The organism is Paraoerskovia marina (genome assembly GCF_900105445.1).
GTDB classification, from domain to species: Bacteria; Actinomycetota; Actinomycetes; order Actinomycetales; family Cellulomonadaceae; genus Paraoerskovia; species Paraoerskovia marina.
Window position 1 is genome coordinate 847,947 of record NZ_LT629776.1, and the last position, 21,805, is coordinate 869,751.

Genomic DNA, 21,805 nt, shown 5'->3' on the forward strand with positions numbered 1-21,805 from the left:
CCTCTGCGGTGGTGGTCGACGAGGTCCACTTGCCAGAGCTGCTGGCCGCGGTGCTGCGACGAGGCCGTGGCGTCGCCAGCGCGTCGGGACCCTGCGGCGCCGTGTCGGTATCGAAAAGGATGGGCCAGTGTTGGCCCAGAGATTCGCGTGATTTTCGATCGTGCGAGCCTCGACGCGCCCGGAGAGTTCCTCGACCGGGTGCGTCGTTGACTCACCGCGACTCGCCGCGCAGATCAGCGACCGTGGCGATATGCCGTGACGTTCGGATCTCGTGCGCTCACGCGAGTATGAACTTCCGAAGCGCCGGCGGCACGAGTTGTGGCATGTGATTCCCGGATCTCGATGCCGACCGTGTGCCGACTACCTGCTTGAAGCTCTCAATCCGCTCGACTTCTGTCCCTTCTGACCTGGACTCCGGTGACGACGTCCAGGTGTTTCGGACCTGACCAGGTACCCGGTCTGGATCTATCCGCCGAACCCGACCCCGTCTGCGATATCGCCGTCGAGCACACCCTCGTCGTGTCGGTCTCGAACCATCCTGTTTCCACACGACCGCGACATCTGTGCTCGCAGTGCTCCGCCTGTGACGACGAACCCAAGGGGAAGTCCGTATGGCGGCGGGTGCGCATACCAGGGCTTGTCCGCAGTGGGCTGGCTTCGCGGTCCCGTACCGGGCCGCCGGGCTCCGCATAGCGGTCAGCACAGCTCCCATCTCGTGGCGGAACCGGGCTCGCACGACCCTGTGCACCAGCCAAGGGTGTCACGTCGGCTCGATGATCTGCGGCGCTAGAGAGGCCCGTCGCCTCGACGGGACAGCGCCGCGCTCGATTCGTGGTTGGCCTCCATGTCCGCTGTCCGGCCGTTCGGGTGTCGCAAGGCGGTCTCCTGGGATTCTGAGTGCTATCAAGCTGAATGAGTCGTTCTTTCTGACTAGCCATTGACAGAACCAAGTGGTGTCCGTACGGTTCCTCACATGTCGACGACGACGGGGATCAACGCAGAGGTGCGCCGAGCGAACGAGCAGCGTGTGCTCGCCGCGCTCCGAGTCGAGGGAGCTCTCAGCCGGGCTGCGCTCGCGAGGCGGGTGAGACTGTCCCGGACCACGCTGTCGGAGATCACGGCGGACCTCCTCGGGCGCGGCGCGATCACCAAGGTCGACACGGACGCCGACGTTCGTCGCGGTAGCGGTCGCCCGGCCGAGCGTCTGGCTCTGGACCCGGCCGCCGGTCAGTACCTCGGCGTGGACTTCGGGCATCGACGCGTGCATGTGGCTATCGCCAACGCGTCGCATGAAATTGTCGCCTCCGGTCTCGTCCGCTACGACGACTCGACGCCGTGGGACGATCGGCTAGACCTCGCGTTCGACGCCGTCGAAGCGCTCTCCGTCGAGCACAGCCTGCACCTCAGCGCGCTGCAGGGCGTCGGCATCGGCGTCCCGGGTCCGTACACGGGGACCCGATCGGGCGAGGCAGCTCCAGTTGCCTGGAATCGCAATGCCACGCCGGTGGGCGTCGACAGGGCCTTCGCCGAGCGGTACGACTCCCCGGTGGTGGTCGACAACAACACCCGCCTTGCGGCTCTCGCCGAGGCGATGTCCGGGCCAGACGGCCTCAGCGACCTCACCTATGTCAGGCTGTCCGACGGAGTTGGTGGTGGCTTCGTGGTCGCCGGACGCCTGGTCCGCGGATCACGGGGATTCGCCGGCGAGCTCGGTCACGTGACCTCCGACCCGGGCGGCGTCCTCTGCCGCTGCGGCAAACGGGGGTGTCTCGAGACGGTCGCCTCCGTCCCCGCGATCCTGGCGGCGTGCCGGAGTCGTGGGGCGGACGTCCAGGACCTCGACGACCTCGCCGTCGCGGTCGATCGCGCCGACCCGGTGGTCGACGCCGTCCTGCGCGAGGTCGGTGCCGCGGTCGGCCGCGTGCTCGGGGCGGCCGCCATGACCCTGGACCCCACCGAGGTGGTCATCGGCGGCGAGATCGTGCACGTCGCCCCGGTGATCGTCGAACAAGCCGCCTCGACCCTCCGGTACGAGCTCCACTCGATCCCGACCTCTGACGCGTGCACCGTGCGCGCCGGTCGGCTCCGCGACAGCGACGGCGCCCAGGGCGCCCTCGCCGCGACCTTCCATCAATCCCCACTGCTCGCGGGCTACCCGGAACCCGGGTCGTTCGGCGCGAGCGAGACGCAAAGGAGCGCACAGTGACCACCTCGACCTACAGCGTGGCGCGCAACGGGCCGGAGCCCGGCGGCGACGCCGTCGCCGCCGGGACGGCCGCAGCCGTCCCGGTCAGCACGGACGGGACGTCCGGGGGAACCGACGGACCGCCGTCCCCCCGGCCGACGACGCGTCGGCGCACCATGGACAAGAAGTCCAGGCTCCGTCTGCTCAACGGCTTCTCGATCGTCATGGGTATCGCGACCTGGTGGGTCATGTCGCTGGCGGGGTTCCAGTTCCCGACACCGCCCGAGGTCGTGGCGAAGGCGGGTGAGATGTGGTCGAACGGGATCCTGCAGAAGGACATCCTCGCCAGCCTCGGCCGCGTGCTCACCGGGTTCCTCATCGGCTCGGCGCTCGCGATCCCCGTCGGGTTCCTCATGGGCTGGTACACCGTCGCCCGAGGACTGTTCGAGCCGTGGATCCAGTTCTTCCGCACGATCCCGCCGCTCGCGCTGCTCCCGCTCGTCCTCGTGCTGATGGGGATCGGCGAGCTCCCCAAGGTCTTCGTGATCTTCCTCGCGGCCTTCCTCGCGTGCGTCATCTCGACGTACCAGGGCGTCGTCGGGGTCGACAAGACGCTCATCAACGCGGCACGCGTCCTCGGTGCGAAGGACGGCCGCATCTTCGCCCGCGTCGTGGTCCCGGCATCCACGCCGTTCATCCTCGTGGGCATGCGGGTCGGCCTCGGTTCCGCCTGGGCGACGCTCGTCGCCGCGGAGCTCCTCGCCGCGCAGGCCGGCCTCGGCTACCGGATGCAGCAGGCACAGCTCTACTACGACCTGGCGACGATCTTCGTCGACATCATCGCGATCGGGATCCTCGGTCTCGTGATGGACCGGCTCCTTCTCCTCGCCGAGACCAAGCTCACCGGATGGCAGGAACGACGATGACGACGACGACCCCCGGACAGCGGACCGAGGCCAAGATCTCCGTCCAGGACGTCCGCAAGACCTTCGACCTCAAGAACGAGGAGTTCGTCGCGCTCGAGCGCGTCAACCTCGACATCTCCGACAACGAGTTCGTGACGGTCGTCGGGCCGTCCGGCTGCGGCAAGTCGACCCTGATGAACATCCTCGCGGGCCTCGACGAGACGACCGCCGGGCACGCCCTGGTGGACGGCACGGAGGTGTCGGGACCCGGACCCGAGCGCGGCGTGATCTTCCAGCAGTACGCGCTCTTCCCGTGGCTCACGGTCCGCAAGAACGTGGAGTTCGGCCTGAAGGTCGCCGGATACGCCAAGGCGGAACGCCGAGAGCGTGCCGAGCACTTCATCAAGCTCGTCGGGCTGGAGCAGTTCGCGGACGCGCTCCCGAAGATGCTGTCGGGCGGCATGAAGCAGCGCTGCGCGATCGCCCGCGCCTACGCGGTCGACCCGTCGATCCTGCTCATGGACGAGCCGTTCGGGGCGCTCGACGCGCTGACCCGGGTCCGTCTCCAGGAGCAGCTCCTGGAGACCTGGAGCCGCGAGAAGCGCACCGTCGTGTTCATCACGCACGACGTCGACGAGGCCGTGTTCCTCGCCAACCGTGTCGTGGTCATGGCCGCGCGCCCGGGGCGGATCTACGACGTCATCGACATCGACCTGCCGTACCCCCGCACCGAGGAGGTCCGCCTCAGCCCAGAGTTCGCGGAGCTGCGCAACCGGATCTGGACCTCCGTCTACCACCAGACGCCCGGCACCGCTGCCGACGCGTCGGCCACCGCGCGGGCCTGATCCACCCGCCAGACCGGCCTGTCCGACCTGTTCTGCCCCGTTCACCTGCCTGACCCCCCAAGGAAGAGGACTGTCATGCGCATCACCAAGAAAATCTTCGGCGCCTCGTTGGTCGCCGCGACCCTCGCTCTCAGCGCCGCGGCGTGCTCGTCCGGCGATGACCCCAGCGCGTCAGACGGCGGCAGCTCGGAAGAGACGATTGACGTCAGCTTTGGCTACATCCCGGACTTCAACGGCACGAGCCTGCTGGCCATCGCCGACGATCAGGGTATGTGGGACGAACACAACATCGAGATCAACACCCCGTCATTCACGAACGGTCCGCTCCAGATCCAGGCTCTGGGTACCGGGGACCTCGACTTCGGCTACATCGGCCCGGGCGCGTTCTGGCTACCGGCGTCGGGGCAGGCGAAGATCGTCGCGATGAACACGCTCGGTCAGGCGGACCGCGTCGTCGGCCAGCCGGGCATCGAGTCCATGGACGACCTGCGCGGCAAGAAGGTCGCCGTCCCGGAGGGCACCTCGGGCGACATGATCCTCACCCTCGCCCTCCAGGACGCGGGGATGACGAAGGACGACATCGAGGTCGTGCCGATGGAGCCCGCGGCGATCGTCGCAGCGCTGTCGTCGGGCCAGGTCGACGGTGCCGGCTTCTGGTACCCGGCGCTCGCAACGGTCAAGGAGCAGGTGCCCGACCTTGTGGAGATTGCCTCGAACAAGGACTTCGAGGACTCGGTTTCGTTCCCGACGGCGTTCGTGGCGGGCAACGACCTGGTGGCGAACGACCCGGAAAAGGTCGAGCGAGTGCTCGCGGTGCTGCGCGAGGCGATCGACTACCGCGCGGAAGACATGGAGAGTGCCATCGAGCTCACCGCGGCATTCAACGACCTCGCGGTTGAGGACGTCGCTGGCGATGCGGCGAACGTGCAGGTGCTGGGCCTCGACGAGATCGACACGATGACCGAGGACGGCACTGTCGACGGCTGGCTCACCGGCATGGGCGACTACTTCGTCGGCGCGGGCAAGCTGGACGCCCAGGTCGAGCCGTCCGAGTACTACCTCGGTGACATGTTCCTCGAGGCGGGCAAGTGAGCTCGAACCACCCGGGCGGCGCCACGTCGGGCGGGGGGTCGAACACGTCGGCGCCCCGCCCGGCGCGGAACGTCCTGTTCCTCATGACCGACCAGCACCGGGTCGACACGCTGGGCGCCTACGGGAACGCGCACGCGTCGACCCCGGTGCTCGACGAGCTGGCCCGGACCGGCACCCGGTTCGACCGCTGGTACACGCCGACGGCGATCTGCACGCCGGCGCGCGCCAGCCTCCTGACCGGCCAGGCGCCGTTCCGCCACCGGGTCCTCGCGAACCACGAGCGCAACGTGGGCTACCTGGAGGACCTCGCACCCGGGACGTTCACCTTCGTGGAGGCGCTCCGTGGCGCCGGCTACAACACCGGCCTCGTCGGCAAGTGGCACGCGGGCACCGAGCGGGCCGCTGCGGACTTCGGGTTCGACGGTCCGGACCTGCCCGGGTGGCACAACCCGGTCGACAACGCCGACTACCTTGCGTACCTCGCGGAGAACGACCTTCCGCCCTACGAGATCAGCGACCGGATCCGAGGGACGCTGCCGAACGGCGGGCCGGGGAACCTGCTGGCCGCGCGTCTCCACCAGCCGGTGGAGGCCACGTTCGAGCACTACCTGGCGACGCGGACCATCGAGCTGCTGGAGCGCTACGCGGACGAGTTCCGCAGCGGGGCGCGGCCGTTCTTCCTGGAGCTCAACTTCTTCGGCCCGCACCTGCCGTACATCGTCCCGGACGAGTACTTCGACATGGTGGACCCGGCCGACGTGGAGCTCCCGGCGTCGATCGCCGAGACCTTCGAGGGCAAGCCTCCGGTGCAGGCCAACTACAGCGCGCACTGGACGTTCGACACCATGCCGATCGAGGTGACGCGCAAGCTCATCGCGGTCTACTGGGGGTACGTAGCCCTCATCGACCAGCAGATCGGCCGGGTCATGGACGCTCTCGAGCGGCTTGGCCTCGTCGACGAGACCGCGGTGTTCTTCACGTGCGACCACGGCGAGTTCACGGGGTCGCACCGGCTCCACGACAAGGGCCCCGCGATGTACGAGGACATCTACCGGACGCCGGGGCTCCTGCGGGTGCCCGGTGGTCCCGAGGGCCAGGTGCGGACGGAGTTCGTCAGCCTCCTCGACTGCACCGCGACGATCCTCGACCTCGCCGGGATCGACCCGACACCGGCCGTGGACTCGCGGAGTCTCCTGCCGATGGCCGAGGGGCAGGACGTCCACTGGGACGAGGACATCGTCTGCGAGTTCCACGGGCACCACTTCCCGTACCCGCAGCGGATGCTCCGCGAAGACCGGTACAAGCTGGTCGTGAACCCGGACTCGACCAACGAGCTCTACGACCTCCTCGAGGACCCGGACGAGATGACCAACGTCTACGGCAGGCCCGAGATGGATGACGTCAGGCGCCGGATGATGGGTCGGCTCTACCGGGTCCTGCGCGAGCGAGGCGACAACTTCTACCACTGGATGACCACCATGTACGACGTCGGTGAGGTGGACTACGACCCGACCCAGTCAGGCCTGGACGAAACCACCTACCAGGCGGACCCGGGGGAGAGGGTGGCCCTGTGAGGCGCCCGAACGTCGTCCTGATCCTCACGGACGACCATGCCGCGCACGCGATCGGCGCGTACGGGTCGGTGGTCAACGAGACACCCCGTATCGACGAGGTCGGTGCGGCGGGCCGGCGGCTCGACCGCTGCTACGCGACGAACTCGCTGTGCTCGCCGAGCCGGGCGTCGATCCTCACGGGGACCTACAGCCACGTCAACGGAGTGACCACTTTGTCGACGCCTCTTGACGCGAGCCAGCCCACCTTCGTGTCGCAGCTGCGTAAGGCCGGGTACCGAACGGCCGTCGTCGGGAAGTGGCACATGGGTGACGGCGAGGGGCACGACCCTCAGGGATTTGACTACTGGGACGTGCTCATCGAGCAGGGCGAGTACCACGACCCGACATTCCTGTCCGAGGACGGGCTGCGTACCGAGCCGGGCTACGCGACGGACGTCGTGACCGACCTCGGTCTGCGCTGGGCGGAGTCGCTCGACGGGGACGAGCCGTGGTGCCTGCTGCTGTGGCACAAGGCGCCGCACCGGCCATGGCAGCCGGACGCCGCGCACGCAGACCTCTACACCGACCCGATCCCGGTACCGGAGACGTTCACGGACGACTATGCGACGCGCACGTCGTCGTCACGTCGCGCGGCGATGCGGATCGCCGAGCACCTGAACGCCGAGGACCTGAAGGTCGACCCGCCGCCAGGTCTTGACCACGACGCGCTGGCGTTGTGGAAGTACCAGCGCTACATGGAGGACTACCTGCGCTGCGTCGCCTCGGTGGACGACAACGTAGGCCGTGTCGTCGACTGGTTGCGTGAGCGGGACGACTTCGACGACACGCTGCTCATGTACTCGTCCGACCAGGGTTTCTTCCTGGGCGATCACGGGTGGTTCGACAAGCGCTTCATGTACGAGGAATCGATCCGCATGCCGTTCCTCCTGTCCTATCCGCGCGCCTTGCCGGCCGGGCAGGATCGCGACGAGCAGGCCTATGACGGGATCGTCACCAACGTCGACCTCGCGAAGACGATCCTCGATGCGGCCGGGGTGGAGCCGCACCCGCGCATGCAGGGCCGTAGCTTCTGGGGCGATCTCACGGGGGCGCACGACGGCACGGGGGCGCACGACGGCGGCTCGCGACCTGACGGCTTCTACTACCGGTACTGGGAGCACGACGACGAGTTCCACAAGGCGCCCGCTCACTACGGGTACCGCGACGACCGCTACAAGATCATCTATTTCTACAACGACGGGCTGGGTCTCGCCGGCACCGGGCCGTTCACCTACTCCGGCGAGTGGGAGATGTACGACCTGCTGGACGATCCCGAGGAGCTCCGCAACGTCGCCGAGGATCCTGGGTACGCGGATGTGCGTGCCCGGATGGAGGTCGCGATGTGGAAGGCCCAGGGAGCGGTAGGCGACCAGCCTCACCCTGGCCAGCCTGTCCCGGCGGGAATTGCCGGTGCCCAGGTGGGCCACAGCGGGTCGTGAAGAACGCGAGCCCGACTGGTCCAGACGCGAGCCGCCCGGCGAAGCGAGGAAGGCTTCGATCAACCTCGTGCGGATCGAAGCAGCACCTCCCGCCTGAGGTCCTCACCCTGCTGTACGGAGGAGCGTCCAATCGTCGACGCGAGGGTCGCGACATCCGAGCAGGGTCGCCATGCCGTGACAAACCGCGCGTCAGCGAGCCCGCGGGCGTGTTTGAGTGACGGGCGGCGGCTGCGCGCACGGTTCTTGCGTGTGCGCTCCTAAACACTGCCTGCAGTACTGGCCCGCGCCGTTGTGGCCGCAGCCGCCCGACGCGGTCGCGATGATCATTGTAGGTTCGCGCGATACCTGTCGGGTGCGCGGAGCTGTGACCTGCGGGTTCGCAGTACCGTGTCGTAGCCGGATTCTCACTAAGGTGGCGGATTCCCCCCGCTGACGGGGCGAGAGTGCTGTGCAGGCTCGGATGCAGGGCGGGGCGAGCGACGGCCCGAGGCAACCTCTCGGCGAGGTAACGCTCATCCTGTTGGCGCACCCCGTAGCGTCGGGCGACGACGAGGTCCCCGAGGTGCCGAAGCTCCACCACAACAGGATTGTGGGGACACATCGAGGTGGCCGTTCTGCGACGCCGGGACTTCGACGGGGACACCTCGGTGAGCGCCGGTCGGCTCAGATTGCGTGCAGATCCTCGCCGACCGCCAGCGTATTGTGCCCGGCAGTTTGACCCAGCCATGTCCCGGGCTGGTGCGGCGGGCTACTCCGAGGAATCGCCCATCACTCTTCAAGGTCCCCGGCAGGTTCGGCTGCGTTGAGGTCGTCGACCGCCCGCTGAAGGTACTTGCGCTCTCGCTGGCCAATCATTATGAGCCACGCCAACCGAGCCTGGGCGAGCCGCTGTTCCTTTGCGGCTGCGTGTGGCACCCCGGTGTACTCGCCGAGCGCCTTTGTCGCATGTGCAGCCAAGTACAGGGCGCGGGACGACCCGACGAGCGTCACTGCCATCGGGTTGGCGTCCGTCGCGTCGAGCTCGACCATCTCGTCCAGCAGATTCAGGTACCGGCGGCGGTGACCATGTACTGCCGAGCTCAGCAGTCGGTAGTCTGCGCCGGCGTCCACACCGCCGGCGGCCGCCAATGCGTCGGCTATCCGGCCGGTGTCTGTGGGATCGGCTCCGCGGACCCACCGTTCGTTCCGGCGGGTGGCCAAGTGCAGCCCGGCGTGCTCGGCAAACCCCAGCAGGTGCTCGGTGATCTCCGCGATGTCGTCAGACTCGGTCTCTCGCTCCGCCCACAGACCCATCTCGCGGCGCCGTGCGCGTAGGTCGGTGAGGGTGTGGTTCAGACGGTAGGCCAGCCGGGTCTCGAAGGCTACGTTCGGGTTGGTCAGCAGAATGACCATTGCTGCGGCGTGCAGGACGGTCCGCAGGTGCGGTGGGGCGCCGTACCAGCCGCTAGGCACGCGGGTAAGGTCGGCTAGGACTGTGAGCTCCTTGACAAGCACGTCGTACTGCTGGGCGACCTGGTGCTGTCCGTGGATCACCAGGGCGAGGTCGCTGTCCGCACTACCAGTCAGCAGCAGTTCGGTGAAGCGTTGCGCGTCCTGACCCGCCAAACAACCGTGACCCATCGGGAGCACCTCCCGGACGAGTCGGCGAGGGCCGTCAGAGCCGACGAAGATCGCGCGGTCCCCGACCGCTCGAGCGGCGTCCCGGATCGCCGACAGCGCCTGGTGTAGGTCCTCGTTGGTGTGCTCGCGCTGCCGGTCGAGTCGTGCCGCGCACGCGGGGCACAAGCGATCTGCGTCAGGGGCGCGGCAGATTAGACATCGGGGCATCCGATCATAGTCTCACCGCCGGGTGCGACCCAGCGGGGGCCGACGGCGCGCGCACCCGTGCCGTCGCCAGAGCATCGTCGTGAGGTGGTGCCGAGTCGAAGCAATGTGCGCCCTTGCCCGTACTCTCTCCACATGACGAGTGCTCCCACACGACCTATTCTCATCGTCATTCGAGGAGACTCCGGCTCTGGAAAATCCACCGTCGCCGACGGTGTGCAGTCCCGACTACTACGAGGCCAATGTGCGCTGATATCGCAGGATGTGGTGAGGCGCGAAATTCTTCGCGAGCGCGATTCCCTAGAGGGCTTCACTGCTCCCCTCATCGCACGAATGGCGGAAGCGTGCCTGCAGGCTGGCAAGGTCGTCATTTTAGAGGGGGTCTTGAACAGCACCAGGTACGAAGACACCCTCGAGAGACTAGCAACTACTCCCGGCGTCGCCAGCTATTTCTACGCGTTCGATCTTAGCCGGGAGGAAGTTCTCGCAAGGCATAGCCTTAGAGCGAAATCCGCTCAAATCACCAGAGAAGTCGTAGCCGGATGGTATCGTGGCTGGCAGCCGCTGAGCTTTACGGACGAAGTCAGGATAAGCAAAGACTGGTCAGCCGAGGCTATCATCACGCGGATCGTTTCCGACATCGGAAGTTCGCGGAGTGCCGCTTAGCCAGAGAGGACTTATCTCATGGGAGGTAGGCGAGCGGTTCATGCGCCTCACGGTGGCGTGAAACGTCCGTAGATATCCGAAGCCGACAGTTGTCGTCAATTAGTTGATGCGAAGCCCAACGTGCATCCACGATAGGTGACAATAGTTGCGCCCGAGCCAGGAGGTGCCGCATCTCGCGTTCCGCAATAAACGTATCGCCGAACATGTGCATCGATCGACCCGAAGCATAGATCGCTCCGCGCATACCTAGTTGGGTTGCGGCATCGATGGCCGCTCGAAGCCCTCCGTTTCCGGGACCAACGCCGAAATCGAGCATCGGCAAATGCTGTATCCCAATCGGCGAGCTTACGCGCGAGCAAAGCGAGACCACCGACCGTTCCGGCAATTCCTCAAAGACTGCTCGGTCGAAGCAAAACTCCAATGTGCCAGGTGTGGTCCTAATCGTAACACTTTCAGCCGCTGAGTGTCCAAGTGCATTGAAGATAAGCGCGCGCTGCGTTTCGGCGTCGGTATTTCGTGACTCAGCTAGGACGAACTCCCAGAAACCAAAACCGTGGCGTTCGTGTTCAGCCCGGGCGGATCGTGTAACTGCACGCGCAGCTTCTGATACTGAAGACCCCCGAAACGAGGGGCCGCGCCGGAACGCCTCCAACTCAACTTCGGTTATCTGCCAGGCCTTGAATACGGCTGAAAGCCATACTCCTAGCGGGCCTGGGCGATCCGGACGAACGCTAGGGCTGGGCACAATCTCGCCTTCCAACTATATACGGACCATCGGACCACGTGAAGAGTTTCGACTGGGCGTCCTCCCAAAAACGGGAGGCTGTCTCACGGTATTCCGGATTTACCCGGCGTGCTATGACCAAGGAGCCAGCAACCTCGATGCCCCCGACGTGAAGCGCGGCAGCCGCGCTATTTATTCGAGCGCCAGTCGTATAGACATCGTCGACTATCAGCACGCGTCTACCGCGCGCCTCTCTTATCGGCACGAACCCCGTTGAGCATGGCCGTCGAAATCCTAGCTCGCCGGGCCCCCTCCTTAAGGCTTCCACAATTGGCAATTCGAGCGGGATACTCTCTAAGAGCTCCACAAGTTCGTGCGGCGGCATACGAGCTGTAGATGGTACGACGACGATCCCATCGAAACCGGCGGTAGAGCGGAAAATCTCTGCCCCGTGTTCGAAGAACATCCGCGCTAATATGGCGCGTACTCTAGAACGGCAAGTGTACGGCGTTATGGAGGACTCTGAGCCACGTCCCTTGTAGCCGGTCAGCCAATCCCGAAGTGCTGACGGCTTTCGATAAAGCGTTACCGCAGAGAGTTCGATCGGTGGGCTGCCCAGCGCGTCGCGAACCTCCAGGCAGTTCTCACACTCCGGTTGGTCGGTTTCTTTCCAACTGTGGCAGTACCGGCAAGCCCGGGCATCGTCAACTGTGAAACCGGACAATTCCCCGACTGTCGAGTCCGACTCTTGTCGCGTAGCCCTATCCAGTTGTCGGAGAATCATTGGCGTGCTCTGCTTTCTACGACGGCGACAATATCATCCACGCTACTTACGAAGTTTGCAGTGCCAGACTCTACGAGGTCCCGGGCCCAACTCATCCGCGCCATAACCGGTTCCCAGAGTAGAGCCGCGCGATCGTACGATATTGCGCACTCTAGTTCATGGCGGCTCCCGCTTCGAGCCTCGGCTTCGATAACCAGGCTGGCGGTGCTCAGCCCAGCAATCGTTCTATTGCGACGGAGGAAAGTCGTACTTGTCCCCGGGGACCCCGGTGGGAACTGGGAAACGAGTGCGCCTGATTCAGCAACGTCTCGCGCGAGTGCCAAGTTCTCGGACGGAAGCACCTTGTCTAGGCCGCTCCCGAGCACCGCGGTCGTCCGTCCACCCTGGAGCGCCCCAAGGTGAGCCTGTGTGTCTACTCCTATAGCGAGACCGGACACAATCTCCCAGCCAGCCGTGGCAAGTTCCTGGGCTATCTCGAACGCTGCGGCCTGAGATTGGAAGCTGGCACGGCGACTGCCGACGATGGCGAGGGATCGTGAGTCCTGTCGCGCAAGTGCTCCTTGGCAAAAGAGGAATGGAGGGGCGTCCCAAACCTGCAGCAGCGCCCGAGGGAAGTTGCCACAGTGGGCAGGGAGAAATGACGCCCCCCCGCCCCGAAGGATAGAACCGATACGTTCCCGCCAAAAGCTCTCGCGGCCGCTATCGAGCATGGCGCTGATGTGACGCGCAAGCAGCCCTGTTTCCGGCTTGATCGCCCCTAAAAGTAGCGCGTCGCGGTCAGTCTCACTAAGAAGCATATTGGTTAGATCGGTAGGGTCGGCAGGAAGCACTTCGAGTGCAGCGAGTACCCTTGCGCTGACCTGAGCTTCATCCATACGAGTTACTTTACCGTCGGCCACTGACACGAGCGGGTTCATCTATTGGGTCTCGTACATTGCCTGAGACAGGAGTGCGACTGCGGCGCGCGCCGCGACGTGAGGGTCGTCAGACCCGAGGCGCTCCCAAACCGCTATATCAACCGTCTGGCCCCCGAGTTCCGGGGGATTGTCCCTATTTTCCTGCCAGTATTCCTGCGCCGCTCCACCTGATCCTGCTATGGGTACAACGCCTAGCCCCGCCTCGGCCGCCCATATGATCTCTTCCTTGGTTCGTGTGGCACCTTCAATGACCACCATCGCGCGAGATTCGGCTAGCGTTCCCTTCACCAGGGGTTCACGCGTTAAATCGGAGAACACTGCCGTGCCGACGCGTTCGTCCATCGGAGGGGGCGGCGCTGTTGAGCCTCGAAAGCGCGTGACGATCTGCTCTGGCGAGTATGTGTTCTCGGCCCGACGGATACGAGCGACCTCTCTGGAAACACACCAACCACTTGGGCCTCCTAGAGAGCAGATTTCCCAATCGATCTTGTTGGCGAGAGCGACGCCTAGAGCGCTGCAATACCCGCGGAACTTGGTGTCAGTTGTTTCACCACTCCCTGCTATGAACAGCCTTGTGGGGCGGGTTCTCCGAATCAGTCTTTCCAGAAGCGGTTCAATTTCGGCATGGTCATCGATCTCCAGCACACGAACGCCGCTCAACTCGAGGTCTCTTACTTTCAGGTTATGAAGTCTCCGAGCATCCGAATCCTTGGCTGAGGGGCGGCGAATCACGGTGAGGTGGCGCGTCCCAGCATCGGAGCTGAGGCGACGGGACAGCGAAAGAAGGATTTCGATGTTCGCGTCCGTAAAGCTGAATCCCAGGAATAGAAACGTCTTACTGAGATATGTCGCTCGTAGGAGCGAAGCTGTCCGCGGCCAGTCTCTTTCATAGTTTTCGTAGTCTGATCGAGTGATGACTGGTGGGGATTCCCATTTATGACGCCCATCGTCAGTGCCGATGCTTCCATGCATTTTGACTATGCTTCGGTTCACCGAGCCGAGGACCTGTATTCTGGAGTCGACTTCGACGACTGTCGCGTCGGGAATGCTTTCTTCCAGTAGTGTGTCGTAATTGGTAGTCCAGAATTGATTGACTGGCAACAAGGATAGTGATGAATGTGTCGAGGTTGGTCGGGGTGAGGTGGTTGCTATCTCGGCGAGGATGTGTTGCTCGAGCCGCTCTCGATGGTATGTTCCTTCTGTGATGATGTACTCGGCCTTCAGGGGTAGATCTGACTCGCTTGGGATTTCCGATTCGCGACTTGGGGTTTCGAGCAATTCTTCCCATCCTGGGAGGCCTGCGCCTTGGGAGAGGCCTGCACCCACAAAGATGACGGCGTTACCCTGTTCCACCGCGCGTCCGAAAGCCTCGATCAACGCATATTGGGATGTTGGCATGAATTTGCCTCACTTGTGCCAGTGTAAGGGTGTGCGGACATGCGGTTTATTTGAAGAGTAGCGTACCTGGGAAGGTCTCCATGGTCCTCGTCGGTTCTAGTAGACGACGGGCGTTGGGATTGGTGTGATGTGTGTGAACGAGGTTGCATGGATGTACGGGGTGGTTGCGACGCATCCGGAGATGCGGTACTCGTCGAGGGCGAGGACAGGCAGTCCCTGCATGTTTGGCCCGTCCGTCGTGCTCGCGAAGGATGCTCTCAGTAGCCACCAACAGTGCGAGTCATCATTCACCAGTCGAGCTGCCAGTCGGCAAGCCGAACTCGTCGTCTTGAGGTGTAGACGAGTGGGAGCCGGACTGGGGCTGGTAGTGGACCGGTCGTCCTCTGAACACTGGTGGCGTTCTCGGGCGCAGGAGTGTTTCGGCGGTGTCGAGCAGGTCCGAGACGAGGGCGCGCGGAAGCCGCGGGATGCCGGTTGCCGTGCGCAAAGCTGCGGCAAGTGAGCGGAGACGGGCGTCGTGCGTACGAAGGGGGCTATCGAGGATCCACTGCAGTGTTCTGTCGATCTGCACGGCCGCCGGAGACCGGAACGCTGAGGCCCAGTAGGCAGCCGCCGTGCTGAGGCCCCTTCAAGGTGGGCTCCACGTCAGTGGGCCATCAAGGGGCAGTAGGTGCTGTGGCCATGGCTCCGTGACCAGTGCCGCGTCGAGGAGCGGGGCGCTGCGGGTTGGTTCTCGGAACTGCGACCGTATCCAGGTGGTGCGAGGCTGGCGTCGCCGTTCGTAGAGAGGGCCCACAGCGACCTGGTCAGTCCCGCGAGTGTGAAAGTGGTCCCAGCGGAGGCGCGGAGTCCGGGTATCAGTTGCTTGGCGACGGGGCGGAGGTGCTGGGGTCCCCGGTTGAGTCCCTGATAGTCGATCGGCGGCGGCGTGTCATGCAAGAGATGGAAGAGGTCGTCGAGGCTCTGCAGGTACTCACGCCATCGTCCGAACTGGTGGATTGGGACTGCCCGGGGCAGTCCCGGATGATGGGCGAACCAGATCGTGCGTGATGTCAGCTTGGCAAGACGCGAGCGGTTGCTCCTTGTGTCCCCGCTCCAGCCAGGGCAAGGGCTCATCGAGTGTGGCGCCATGTTCACGACAGACTTAGGCCGCGTCGGCACCTGTCCGCGCAGCCTGCAAGGATGACGACACCTTCGACTTCCGAGAGCGAGATGGCGATCTCCGCGAGCACACGTAAGTCGCTCTTGGCCCATGCGCAGGACGAGTACCCGATTCCGGGGTGTATCCAGACGCTCACGCAGTTGGTGCCCCACCCCGAGTCAGGGGAGAACGGGCCGGTCGTGGTCGGCGAGGAGGCGCACATCCGGGTGCAGCACGTGGGCGGCCCGCGTCACGACCTAGGTGTTCTGGCTCCCATCGCTCCCAGCGGCTCGGGTACTCACGCGCCGCATCCCGAACGGCTTCGGAGAGAGTTCGTCCGTGCGCGGTGGCAAGTGAGCGAACGTGCTAGTCGAGAGCGTGTGGCACGCAGATCGTCCATGTGACCGAGGGCTCTGAGGGTTCGTACATGCGTGATTCCCGCCCTTCTGCCGTGAATCGGAGCAGGTTAGGACGCAAGTAATCTAGGGATTCCTAGCGGGCGGTGCCGCTAGCGAGCGAGGTATCCGGCACGTTGGCTGGCACTGGCGTGAGGGCGTCGAGTTCAACTCCAAGTGAGACTGGATGTCCCGGGAGCGCAGGTGTATACAGGTCGACCTCGTCGTCGACCTGAAGTTCATCGAGCAGGCGAACGAAGCATCGCAGGGCTCCGGTAGTTACTCCGGAGCCAAGAGTTAGTCGAAGTTCGAGGGTTGCTTCGGTTGGGCCTTCAAGCGCCTCAAGAGTCATGCCCTACTAGTAGGGCAGACTTCCGTGTCCCGCAAGTGTGGCATGTGAAGCGTGCCAATGAGTCGAGATTCTGTGGAGCCTGAGGTGCGAGACGCCTGGGAGCATTCCCGAGTCCTTGTGGGCGGGCGGGTCCGCAAGCTCCGACTCGATGCGGGGCTCACACAGGAGGCTTTGGCACTCGAGAGTGGGCTGAGTCGTAACGTCCTGATCGAGTTGGAAAGGGGTCGACGGAGCGTTCTTTTCGAGCGGCTCTACGACCTGGCGCGTGCGCTCGAAGTGCCCATCACGGCACTCGTCGCCACGGAGGAAGGCCCCGACGGCGAATAGTGAGTTGGCCGGACTCAGAGACTGGTGCCCATTCAGTCCGCGTCCCGCCTGAAAGCAGCCTCCACGGCTCGAGGTGCTCCCTCGTTCCCAATCGATGGACTAGGGCAAATCGTGCACGATCCGCGAGTGGGCCCTCAGCGTGGCGGAGTCGGTCTACTGAGGGTGCCCAATGGACAGCCCCAGTGACGGAGCGCAATTTGGCAGTCTGGCGACGAGGTCCGCGAATTCCCGGGGCGCCCACTCGCAGTGCTTCGGCAAGTGACGCTTCCCTGGCAAATACACCCACAGCCTCGTCCTCGACTATCCATCTGGCAAAGGTGTACTCGAGGAGATGGGCATTCTCGCTCAGGGGCCTGATGTGTGGAGCTGGGACGTGGGGCATACCGGTACCAGTTCAAGGCGGTGTCCAGGTCATGGGTTCACCGGCGGTCGCCGATGCGGAATCCTGAATTGGGAGATTGTCGAGGCGCGGGCTATGGATGCTCCCGCGGGTAGCCGTCCATGCGGCATCGCGGTAGGAAGGCGGGGCGAACTCGGTGCTGCCGCCCGTGTACGTAGCCCAGAACTCGACATGGTCGTCGAAGTGAGAAATGCTCGGCCACCCCTTGGCACTCGGACTCTCGCGTGCCATGGACTTCGCGAGAGTGCCGACATGCCATAGCAATGTTCGGCGCCTCTCATAGTCGATGGGCGGTGGCGCCTCGTGGAGTTGGATGAACAACCGATCGATCGCCTGAATGTACGCGGACGTGCGGTCGGCCGCCTCGATCTTCCCCCAGGCGCGGTGGACTCCGCGTCCGGCGGACGCAGGTAGTCCGAGTGACGTAGCAATTGCCCGCCAGCTACGCGTCGTCCCGTAGCGGGCGAGACACATGGAGATGAAGGCCCGACCGTGCGGTGTCTCCAGCCCGAGGGCTGATGCATCGGCGAGTTGCAGGGCGCCGGGCCACGCGGTTTGGGGGATCCAGGAGATTGGTAGAGCCGGGTGCGCGTCGGAGGCTTGGAGGAAGCGGTCATGAGTCTGCCATCCGTCCGGGTACCTCGGCCGGCCTGAACCCATGCGGACTGTCAGTTTGAGGCTGGGTGAGAGTTCATCGTGGATGGTGGCCATCCACATTGCGATGAGTAGTGGGCTTCGAGGGTTCTGGCGGGCCAACTGCTGTGATCCGAGGGTTGCGATCCGGTCGACGTCAGGCAGTACTCCATGAGACTGCGCGACCTCATACGAGGCCTCGAGCGACGAACATCGCACTACGGCGATGGCGGCGTGGAACGCAGCGACTGCCTCCATCGCTTCGGATGGTTGGACCGCGAGCGTAGCCATGCCGCTCCCCGCGCAGATCATCTCGAGGATCGCCTCGAACACGACCTGCGCGCGCACCTGGAGACCCGATGCGAATACCGGAGCTTCGGGTGTGCTAACCGCCCCGCGGGCGAGTTCGAAGATGAACTGCTGGTCTCGTACTTCCATGGGACTAGCAGTTCTCGCCTTAATCTGGTCGAGTCGAATGCCGCAACGGATCCGATACCTACCTTGTAGAACTTTGTCGCCCGTCACGAAGGACGGGCACGTTCGCGGTTCCGCCCGTGTCGTGTTCCAGGAGGTAGTGGAGTAGGGCATGATTCCGCAACGTGGACACTCAGCGAGCAAGTGCACAGAGTGTTTCGTGCAGTACCAGCACATGGGATCCTGCCACTGCTCGTCCCAGTGGCCCGCCTCTAGGCAGTGAGGACACCACCGTGTGCCCGATGAGAATCGTGGCCGTGTCGTCCCGTTGAGGATGGCGTCGTGTGCCTCGCGCGCGCTTCGCAGAGTGGCGAGAGTGCGTCCGGTCTTGGTCAGCGAAGCCGGCTCGAGCCCCAACTTCTGGCCGGCTCGCATTGCGGCATCGTCGTCGAACAACTCGTGGACCTTGAGTCGGCGCTGAGGATCGACATGGATGCCCAGTTCACCGAGCATTGCCCGAGGGTGTAACCCGTATCTGAACGCGGTGCGGTGAAGCCAGGACTCCAGTAGTTCGCCGTCTCGCCGGAGGACGCTGATCGGGAGACGATCGATGTCATAGCCGCCGGGCACCTGGCGAAGCCCCTGTCCCCCGCGGGGGTTGACATTCTCAGGCCGTGGGTTCGCGCTAGAGACGGCGGGCACCGTTCTCCCCGGCGTTGTCGACCCTGACCTTGGCAAGCACGTCATCAGTGATGCGCTCGGTTCCAGACCTGATTGCGAGGTAGCTGGCGCGGTCGAGCATGTTCGTCAACGAGGCGACGCGACCTTGCGTGCGGCGATGAATCTCGTGCGCAAGGGGAACGAGCATCTCACCGTCGCCGTCCGCCAGCTTCAGGTGGGTACCGAACGCTCGCAGGATTGCGATCCAGGCCGTCATTCCAGCGTCGGAGGCAATCGAGAATGGCGCCACCTGGACGCGGGTAGCGCGACGCGCCGTCTGGGCAAGGACTGCTTCCTCGCCGGTGAGGCCTTCATCGAAGAACCGCTTCTGCTCGAGGTCGACGCCAGCGAACACGAACGTGACAGGCAATTCGTTGGCGAGCCACTTGAGATGGTTGGACATCTCTGTGCCGTTGCGATTCCTAAAATCCACGAAATGGATGTCATCGATAATGATCAGTCGGGTCTGACAGCTGCCAACGACGTCGACGAGGTGTACGGCCAGCCGGTCCTTCGTGGCCGTTTTGGCAGCCGGATGGCCATAGAAGTTCAGCAGGCGCTGATTCAGGCCCTTGAGGGTGGTCTGTGCCGCGATCGGTATGAACGCGACAGGCAGAAATTGGTGCCCTTCAGGCGTTTCGGTGCCGTACCTGCGGTGTTGGTCGCGATGAAACGCTCGGCCGTAGCGAGTGGCGATTGTCGTCTTGCCGAGGCCGGGTTCCGCATCGATGACGACTGAACCACGCAACTTATCCCCGTCCCGACGGGCGGAGGCCAGGACCATGTCGATGATGGAGTTCGCATGCGCGAGTTGTGAGGTGCGTACCGTGGGCAGGTTCGCGTTCCACACCATGCGCGCCTCGTTGTAGTCTCTCCGCTCGTCCTTCGACAGTCTCCCCATCTGAGTGCGAGAGAGCGTGGCGAACTCCTCGCGGGGTGCAGAATTGACGAATCGGTCCCAGCCCTGCTTGCGGCTTAGAGTGAAGTGGTCAGTGTCGTAGATGCGCAGCCATTCGGCCCAGTAGTTACTCAATCGTCGATCACCGAGTACCCAAACTCGTCGGGTGGGAACTCTTCGAACACGCTGAGCTCGTCCTCCTCGACCCGCAGTCTCCTTGCTGACCGTTCACCGGCAAGGCTCACAACGCGCGGCAGAGCTGCTACCTTTTCGGACGCGGTCGGCTCGGTAGGCAGGGGTTCTCCGCGCTGTGCGCTCAGACGGATAGCCAGGTTGCGATCGCGCCGGTCGGTCACGGCGTCACGTTCCCACCGCTGTAGAAGGTCGTCGAGCGCCGACTGCGGTTCGACGTGCCGGTCCTCACGGAGAGCGAGACGCTTGACGTATTCCACAGCGTCCTGACTCATCGGTGCCCCAAGTGCGGGTGCGTGTTCCCATCGCAGAGAATGCCAGGCGCCGTCGGCGGGGTCCTTGAAGTGCACCTGCCGCACGTCATGCGCATCGATGTAGAACGGCCACTTGCCTGTGTGCTTGCCGGTGAATTCCGATCGCCGGCCACGATACGCATTCAGCGCCTTGCCGTCGTACCTCAGCCCGCCGATGTCTACTCCGTAGTGCTGGATCGTGCGCCATTGAACGTCGAGAAACTCGTACGCGAGGCCGACGTGGGCGGGCAGCACCATGCCGCCAGTCCGGGCGATCCCGAGGTTGTACGCCTCGATGGGGCTCAGTTCAGCCCGCGGAAGTTCGGGGACGGTCAGTCCTCTGTGCGGGCTCTGGTGGTACACGGTAGTGACCCACTCGCGGATGATCTGCTCGAGTTCGGACACCCACAAAAACGCCTCGCTCTCGACGTCTCTTCCTCGTGAGTACACGTTGGGGCCCTTGTACGCAGGTAGGTGCTGGAGCAGGCCTTCGCGCATCGTGCGGAAGAATCGTTCGATCGTCGGCTTGTCCGTTGGCTTCTTTGGGTTTGCGGGTTGCACCGAGATCCCCAGCCGTGCGCACGCGCTTATGACGTGCGAAGAGATGTACTGCCTACCGCGATCCACAACGATGGATTCTGCGAACACCGCTGGCAGGCCGCCTTGACGAGTCAGAAGTCGGTGATCCGGCACCTCGGTGCCGACTAACACCGCATCAGGCACCCCGTGGTAAGGGAACTTCCCCGTCAGCTCGGCCTCGTCGCCAGGTTGCACACACTGGTAGAGGACGTTCGCCACGTCCACCGCTTTGGTGGAGACCGGGGTCACCGTTAGGCCGACGATGCAACGCGAGTACAGGTCCATCGCCGCAGTCAGTTGAACCTTCACCCAGCGCAGCGTCACCGGTTCCATCGCAAAAACGTCTAGATCGTTTGTGTCCAGCACGACGTATTGCCCCGGCCGATCGGCTCGCAACCTGCCTAGGACGCCTGTCGGACGCTCTGCTGCTGAGCGGCGACCACTTGCACTTCCGAAGGTGTACTGCCCCTTTGATAGCCGATCGAGACGCCGATACGCTGATGCCGGGTGCGGCATTGGCACGACGTCCGGGCCGTAGGTCTCCAGGAGTTCTCGAGCAGTCTGCGCGATTACAGCCGATTTTGTCGGGGTGGATGCGTATGTGTAGTTGTGGAGCACCTTCAAGCACGCTTCATCCCAGCGAGGATCGATCCTCGATGTACGAGTTCCTGTGCGGCGTGAGTCCATGAGTCCAGCCACACCGAACCTGCGGTATGCCGAGACCCGCCTCTCCAGAGAGCGGGTGGATATCCCCAGCTTCTTCGCCGCGCCGCGAATCCGTGGCGCTAGGGGTGCTGGATCGTCGAGGAGCGTGCGGATCGCGGCGGCGAGATTCTCAACATGATCCTGCTGGGCGGACGTAAGCGAGGTGAGTGCAGCGCTGCCCTCCAGAGGTAGATCGGTATGCTCGTTGTCGGTCGCCTCATCGAGTGAGGCTCGCGCAAGGTCTGCAATGGCGACTGACGCCACCTTGTCCCGCGCTCTGAGCTGGACGAAGCCGTCAACGAAGCCCTGCACTCCCCAGTACTCGCCGTGCCACCAAACTCGAGTACCGATCTTCACTTCCACT

15 protein-coding genes and 1 pseudogene are annotated in these 21,805 nt (G+C 64.2%); 8 read left to right on the forward strand and 8 right to left on the reverse strand.

Annotated features, from left to right (window positions below; all coding sequences use genetic code 11):
* Window positions 1–973: 973 nt before the first annotated feature.
* The 6 genes from BLU20_RS03795 (at window position 974) to BLU20_RS03820 (ending at window position 8,079) form a co-directional block, all read left to right on the forward strand.
* Window positions 974–2,206 (forward strand): ROK family transcriptional regulator, encoded by a 1,233-nt coding sequence (locus tag BLU20_RS03795; protein WP_083371651.1) that lies wholly within the window; start codon window positions 974–976, stop codon window positions 2,204–2,206.
* Complete coding sequence (locus BLU20_RS03800; RefSeq protein WP_231959280.1) at window positions 2,203–3,111, forward strand: ABC transporter permease; 909 nt, start codon at window positions 2,203–2,205, stop codon at window positions 3,109–3,111. Before BLU20_RS03795 ends, BLU20_RS03800 begins: the two co-directional genes overlap by 4 nt.
* On the forward strand, window positions 3,093–3,935 hold the full coding sequence (locus BLU20_RS03805; protein ID WP_172829003.1) for an ABC transporter ATP-binding protein: 843 nt from the start codon (window positions 3,093–3,095) through the stop codon (window positions 3,933–3,935). The genes BLU20_RS03800 and BLU20_RS03805 overlap by 19 nt, the downstream gene beginning before the upstream one ends.
* Before the next feature lie 75 nt (window positions 3,936–4,010).
* Entirely contained in the window at window positions 4,011–5,027 is a 1,017-nt protein-coding gene (locus BLU20_RS03810) for an aliphatic sulfonate ABC transporter substrate-binding protein (RefSeq protein ID WP_083371653.1), read from the forward strand.
* The gene (locus BLU20_RS03815; RefSeq protein ID WP_231959281.1) at window positions 5,024–6,601 is read left to right on the forward strand and encodes a sulfatase-like hydrolase/transferase; all 1,578 of its coding nucleotides are present in this window, start codon (window positions 5,024–5,026) and stop codon (window positions 6,599–6,601) included. Before BLU20_RS03810 ends, BLU20_RS03815 begins: the two co-directional genes overlap by 4 nt.
* Window positions 6,598–8,079: a sulfatase family protein gene (locus BLU20_RS03820; protein ID WP_083371654.1), complete on the forward strand. Its 1,482-nt coding sequence runs from the start codon at window positions 6,598–6,600 to the stop codon at window positions 8,077–8,079. The genes BLU20_RS03815 and BLU20_RS03820 overlap by 4 nt, the downstream gene beginning before the upstream one ends.
* Before the next feature lie 768 nt (window positions 8,080–8,847).
* Here BLU20_RS03820 and BLU20_RS03825 read toward each other — a convergent pair.
* Window positions 8,848–9,864 carry a hypothetical protein gene (locus tag BLU20_RS03825; RefSeq protein WP_083371655.1) on the reverse strand — a complete coding sequence of 339 codons (1,017 nt, stop codon included), beginning with the start codon at window positions 9,862–9,864 and terminating at the stop codon, window positions 8,848–8,850.
* 174 nt (window positions 9,865–10,038) lie between these two features.
* Between BLU20_RS03825 and BLU20_RS03830 the strand changes: the two genes are divergently transcribed.
* Window positions 10,039–10,569, forward strand: coding sequence for an AAA family ATPase (locus BLU20_RS03830; RefSeq protein WP_083371656.1), 531 nt, complete (start codon window positions 10,039–10,041; stop codon window positions 10,567–10,569).
* A gap of 16 nt (window positions 10,570–10,585) precedes the next feature.
* Here BLU20_RS03830 and BLU20_RS14445 read toward each other — a convergent pair whose 3' ends face one another.
* The 3 genes from BLU20_RS14445 to BLU20_RS03840 all read right to left on the reverse strand — a co-directional run bounded on the left by BLU20_RS14445 (window position 10,586) and on the right by BLU20_RS03840 (window position 14,347).
* Window positions 10,586–11,314 carry a primase 1D-like protein gene (locus tag BLU20_RS14445; protein ID WP_456291051.1) on the reverse strand — a complete coding sequence of 243 codons (729 nt, stop codon included), beginning with the start codon at window positions 11,312–11,314 and terminating at the stop codon, window positions 10,586–10,588.
* A 759-nt stretch (window positions 11,315–12,073) separates the two neighbouring features.
* A complete protein-coding gene (locus BLU20_RS14355; protein ID WP_083371657.1) occupies window positions 12,074–12,994 on the reverse strand; it encodes a DNA-processing protein DprA in 921 nt (306 codons plus the stop codon).
* Window positions 12,995–14,347 carry an SIR2 family protein gene (locus tag BLU20_RS03840; protein WP_231959282.1) on the reverse strand — a complete coding sequence of 451 codons (1,353 nt, stop codon included), beginning with the start codon at window positions 14,345–14,347 and terminating at the stop codon, window positions 12,995–12,997.
* A gap of 1,990 nt (window positions 14,348–16,337) precedes the next feature.
* Between BLU20_RS03840 and BLU20_RS14360 the strand changes: the two genes are divergently transcribed.
* Window positions 16,338–16,607, forward strand: coding sequence for a helix-turn-helix domain-containing protein (locus BLU20_RS14360; RefSeq protein WP_083371660.1), 270 nt, complete (start codon window positions 16,338–16,340; stop codon window positions 16,605–16,607).
* 394 nt (window positions 16,608–17,001) lie between these two features.
* Here BLU20_RS14360 and BLU20_RS14155 read toward each other — a convergent pair whose 3' ends face one another.
* The 4 genes and pseudogenes from BLU20_RS14155 to BLU20_RS03865 all read right to left on the reverse strand — a co-directional run bounded on the left by BLU20_RS14155 (window position 17,002) and on the right by BLU20_RS03865 (window position 21,804).
* On the reverse strand, window positions 17,002–18,078 hold the full coding sequence (locus BLU20_RS14155) for a hypothetical protein (RefSeq protein WP_231959283.1): 1,077 nt from the start codon (window positions 18,076–18,078) through the stop codon (window positions 17,002–17,004).
* A gap of 189 nt (window positions 18,079–18,267) precedes the next feature.
* Window positions 18,268–18,801 (reverse strand): annotated as a pseudogene (locus BLU20_RS14365) (TniQ family protein); the annotation flags it as partial.
* Window positions 18,740–19,807: an ATP-binding protein gene (locus BLU20_RS03860; RefSeq protein ID WP_083371662.1), complete on the reverse strand. Its 1,068-nt coding sequence runs from the start codon at window positions 19,805–19,807 to the stop codon at window positions 18,740–18,742. The pseudogene BLU20_RS14365 and the gene BLU20_RS03860, both read right to left, overlap by 62 nt.
* Window positions 19,804–21,804 (reverse strand): integrase, encoded by a 2,001-nt coding sequence (locus BLU20_RS03865; protein ID WP_231959284.1) that lies wholly within the window; start codon window positions 21,802–21,804, stop codon window positions 19,804–19,806. The genes BLU20_RS03860 and BLU20_RS03865 overlap by 4 nt, the downstream gene beginning before the upstream one ends.
* Window position 21,805 lies beyond the last annotated feature (1 nt).

Bases quoted from the DNA above. Each gene is read 5' to 3' on its own strand.
- BLU20_RS03830 (WP_083371656.1), top strand. From the start codon at position 10,039: ATGACGAGTGCTCCCACACGACCTATTCTCATCGTCATTCGAGGAGAC.
- BLU20_RS14355 (WP_083371657.1), bottom strand. From the start codon at position 12,994: ATGAACCCGCTCGTGTCAGTGGCCGACGGTAAAGTAACTCGTATGGAT.
- BLU20_RS14360 (WP_083371660.1), top strand. From the start codon at position 16,338: ATGAGTCGAGATTCTGTGGAGCCTGAGGTGCGAGACGCCTGGGAGCAT.
- BLU20_RS03810 (WP_083371653.1), top strand. From the start codon at position 4,011: ATGCGCATCACCAAGAAAATCTTCGGCGCCTCGTTGGTCGCCGCGACC.
- BLU20_RS14155 (WP_231959283.1), bottom strand. From the start codon at position 18,078: ATGGAAGTACGAGACCAGCAGTTCATCTTCGAACTCGCCCGCGGGGCG.
- BLU20_RS03795 (WP_083371651.1), top strand. From the start codon at position 974: ATGTCGACGACGACGGGGATCAACGCAGAGGTGCGCCGAGCGAACGAG.
- BLU20_RS03805 (WP_172829003.1), top strand. From the start codon at position 3,093: ATGGCAGGAACGACGATGACGACGACGACCCCCGGACAGCGGACCGAG.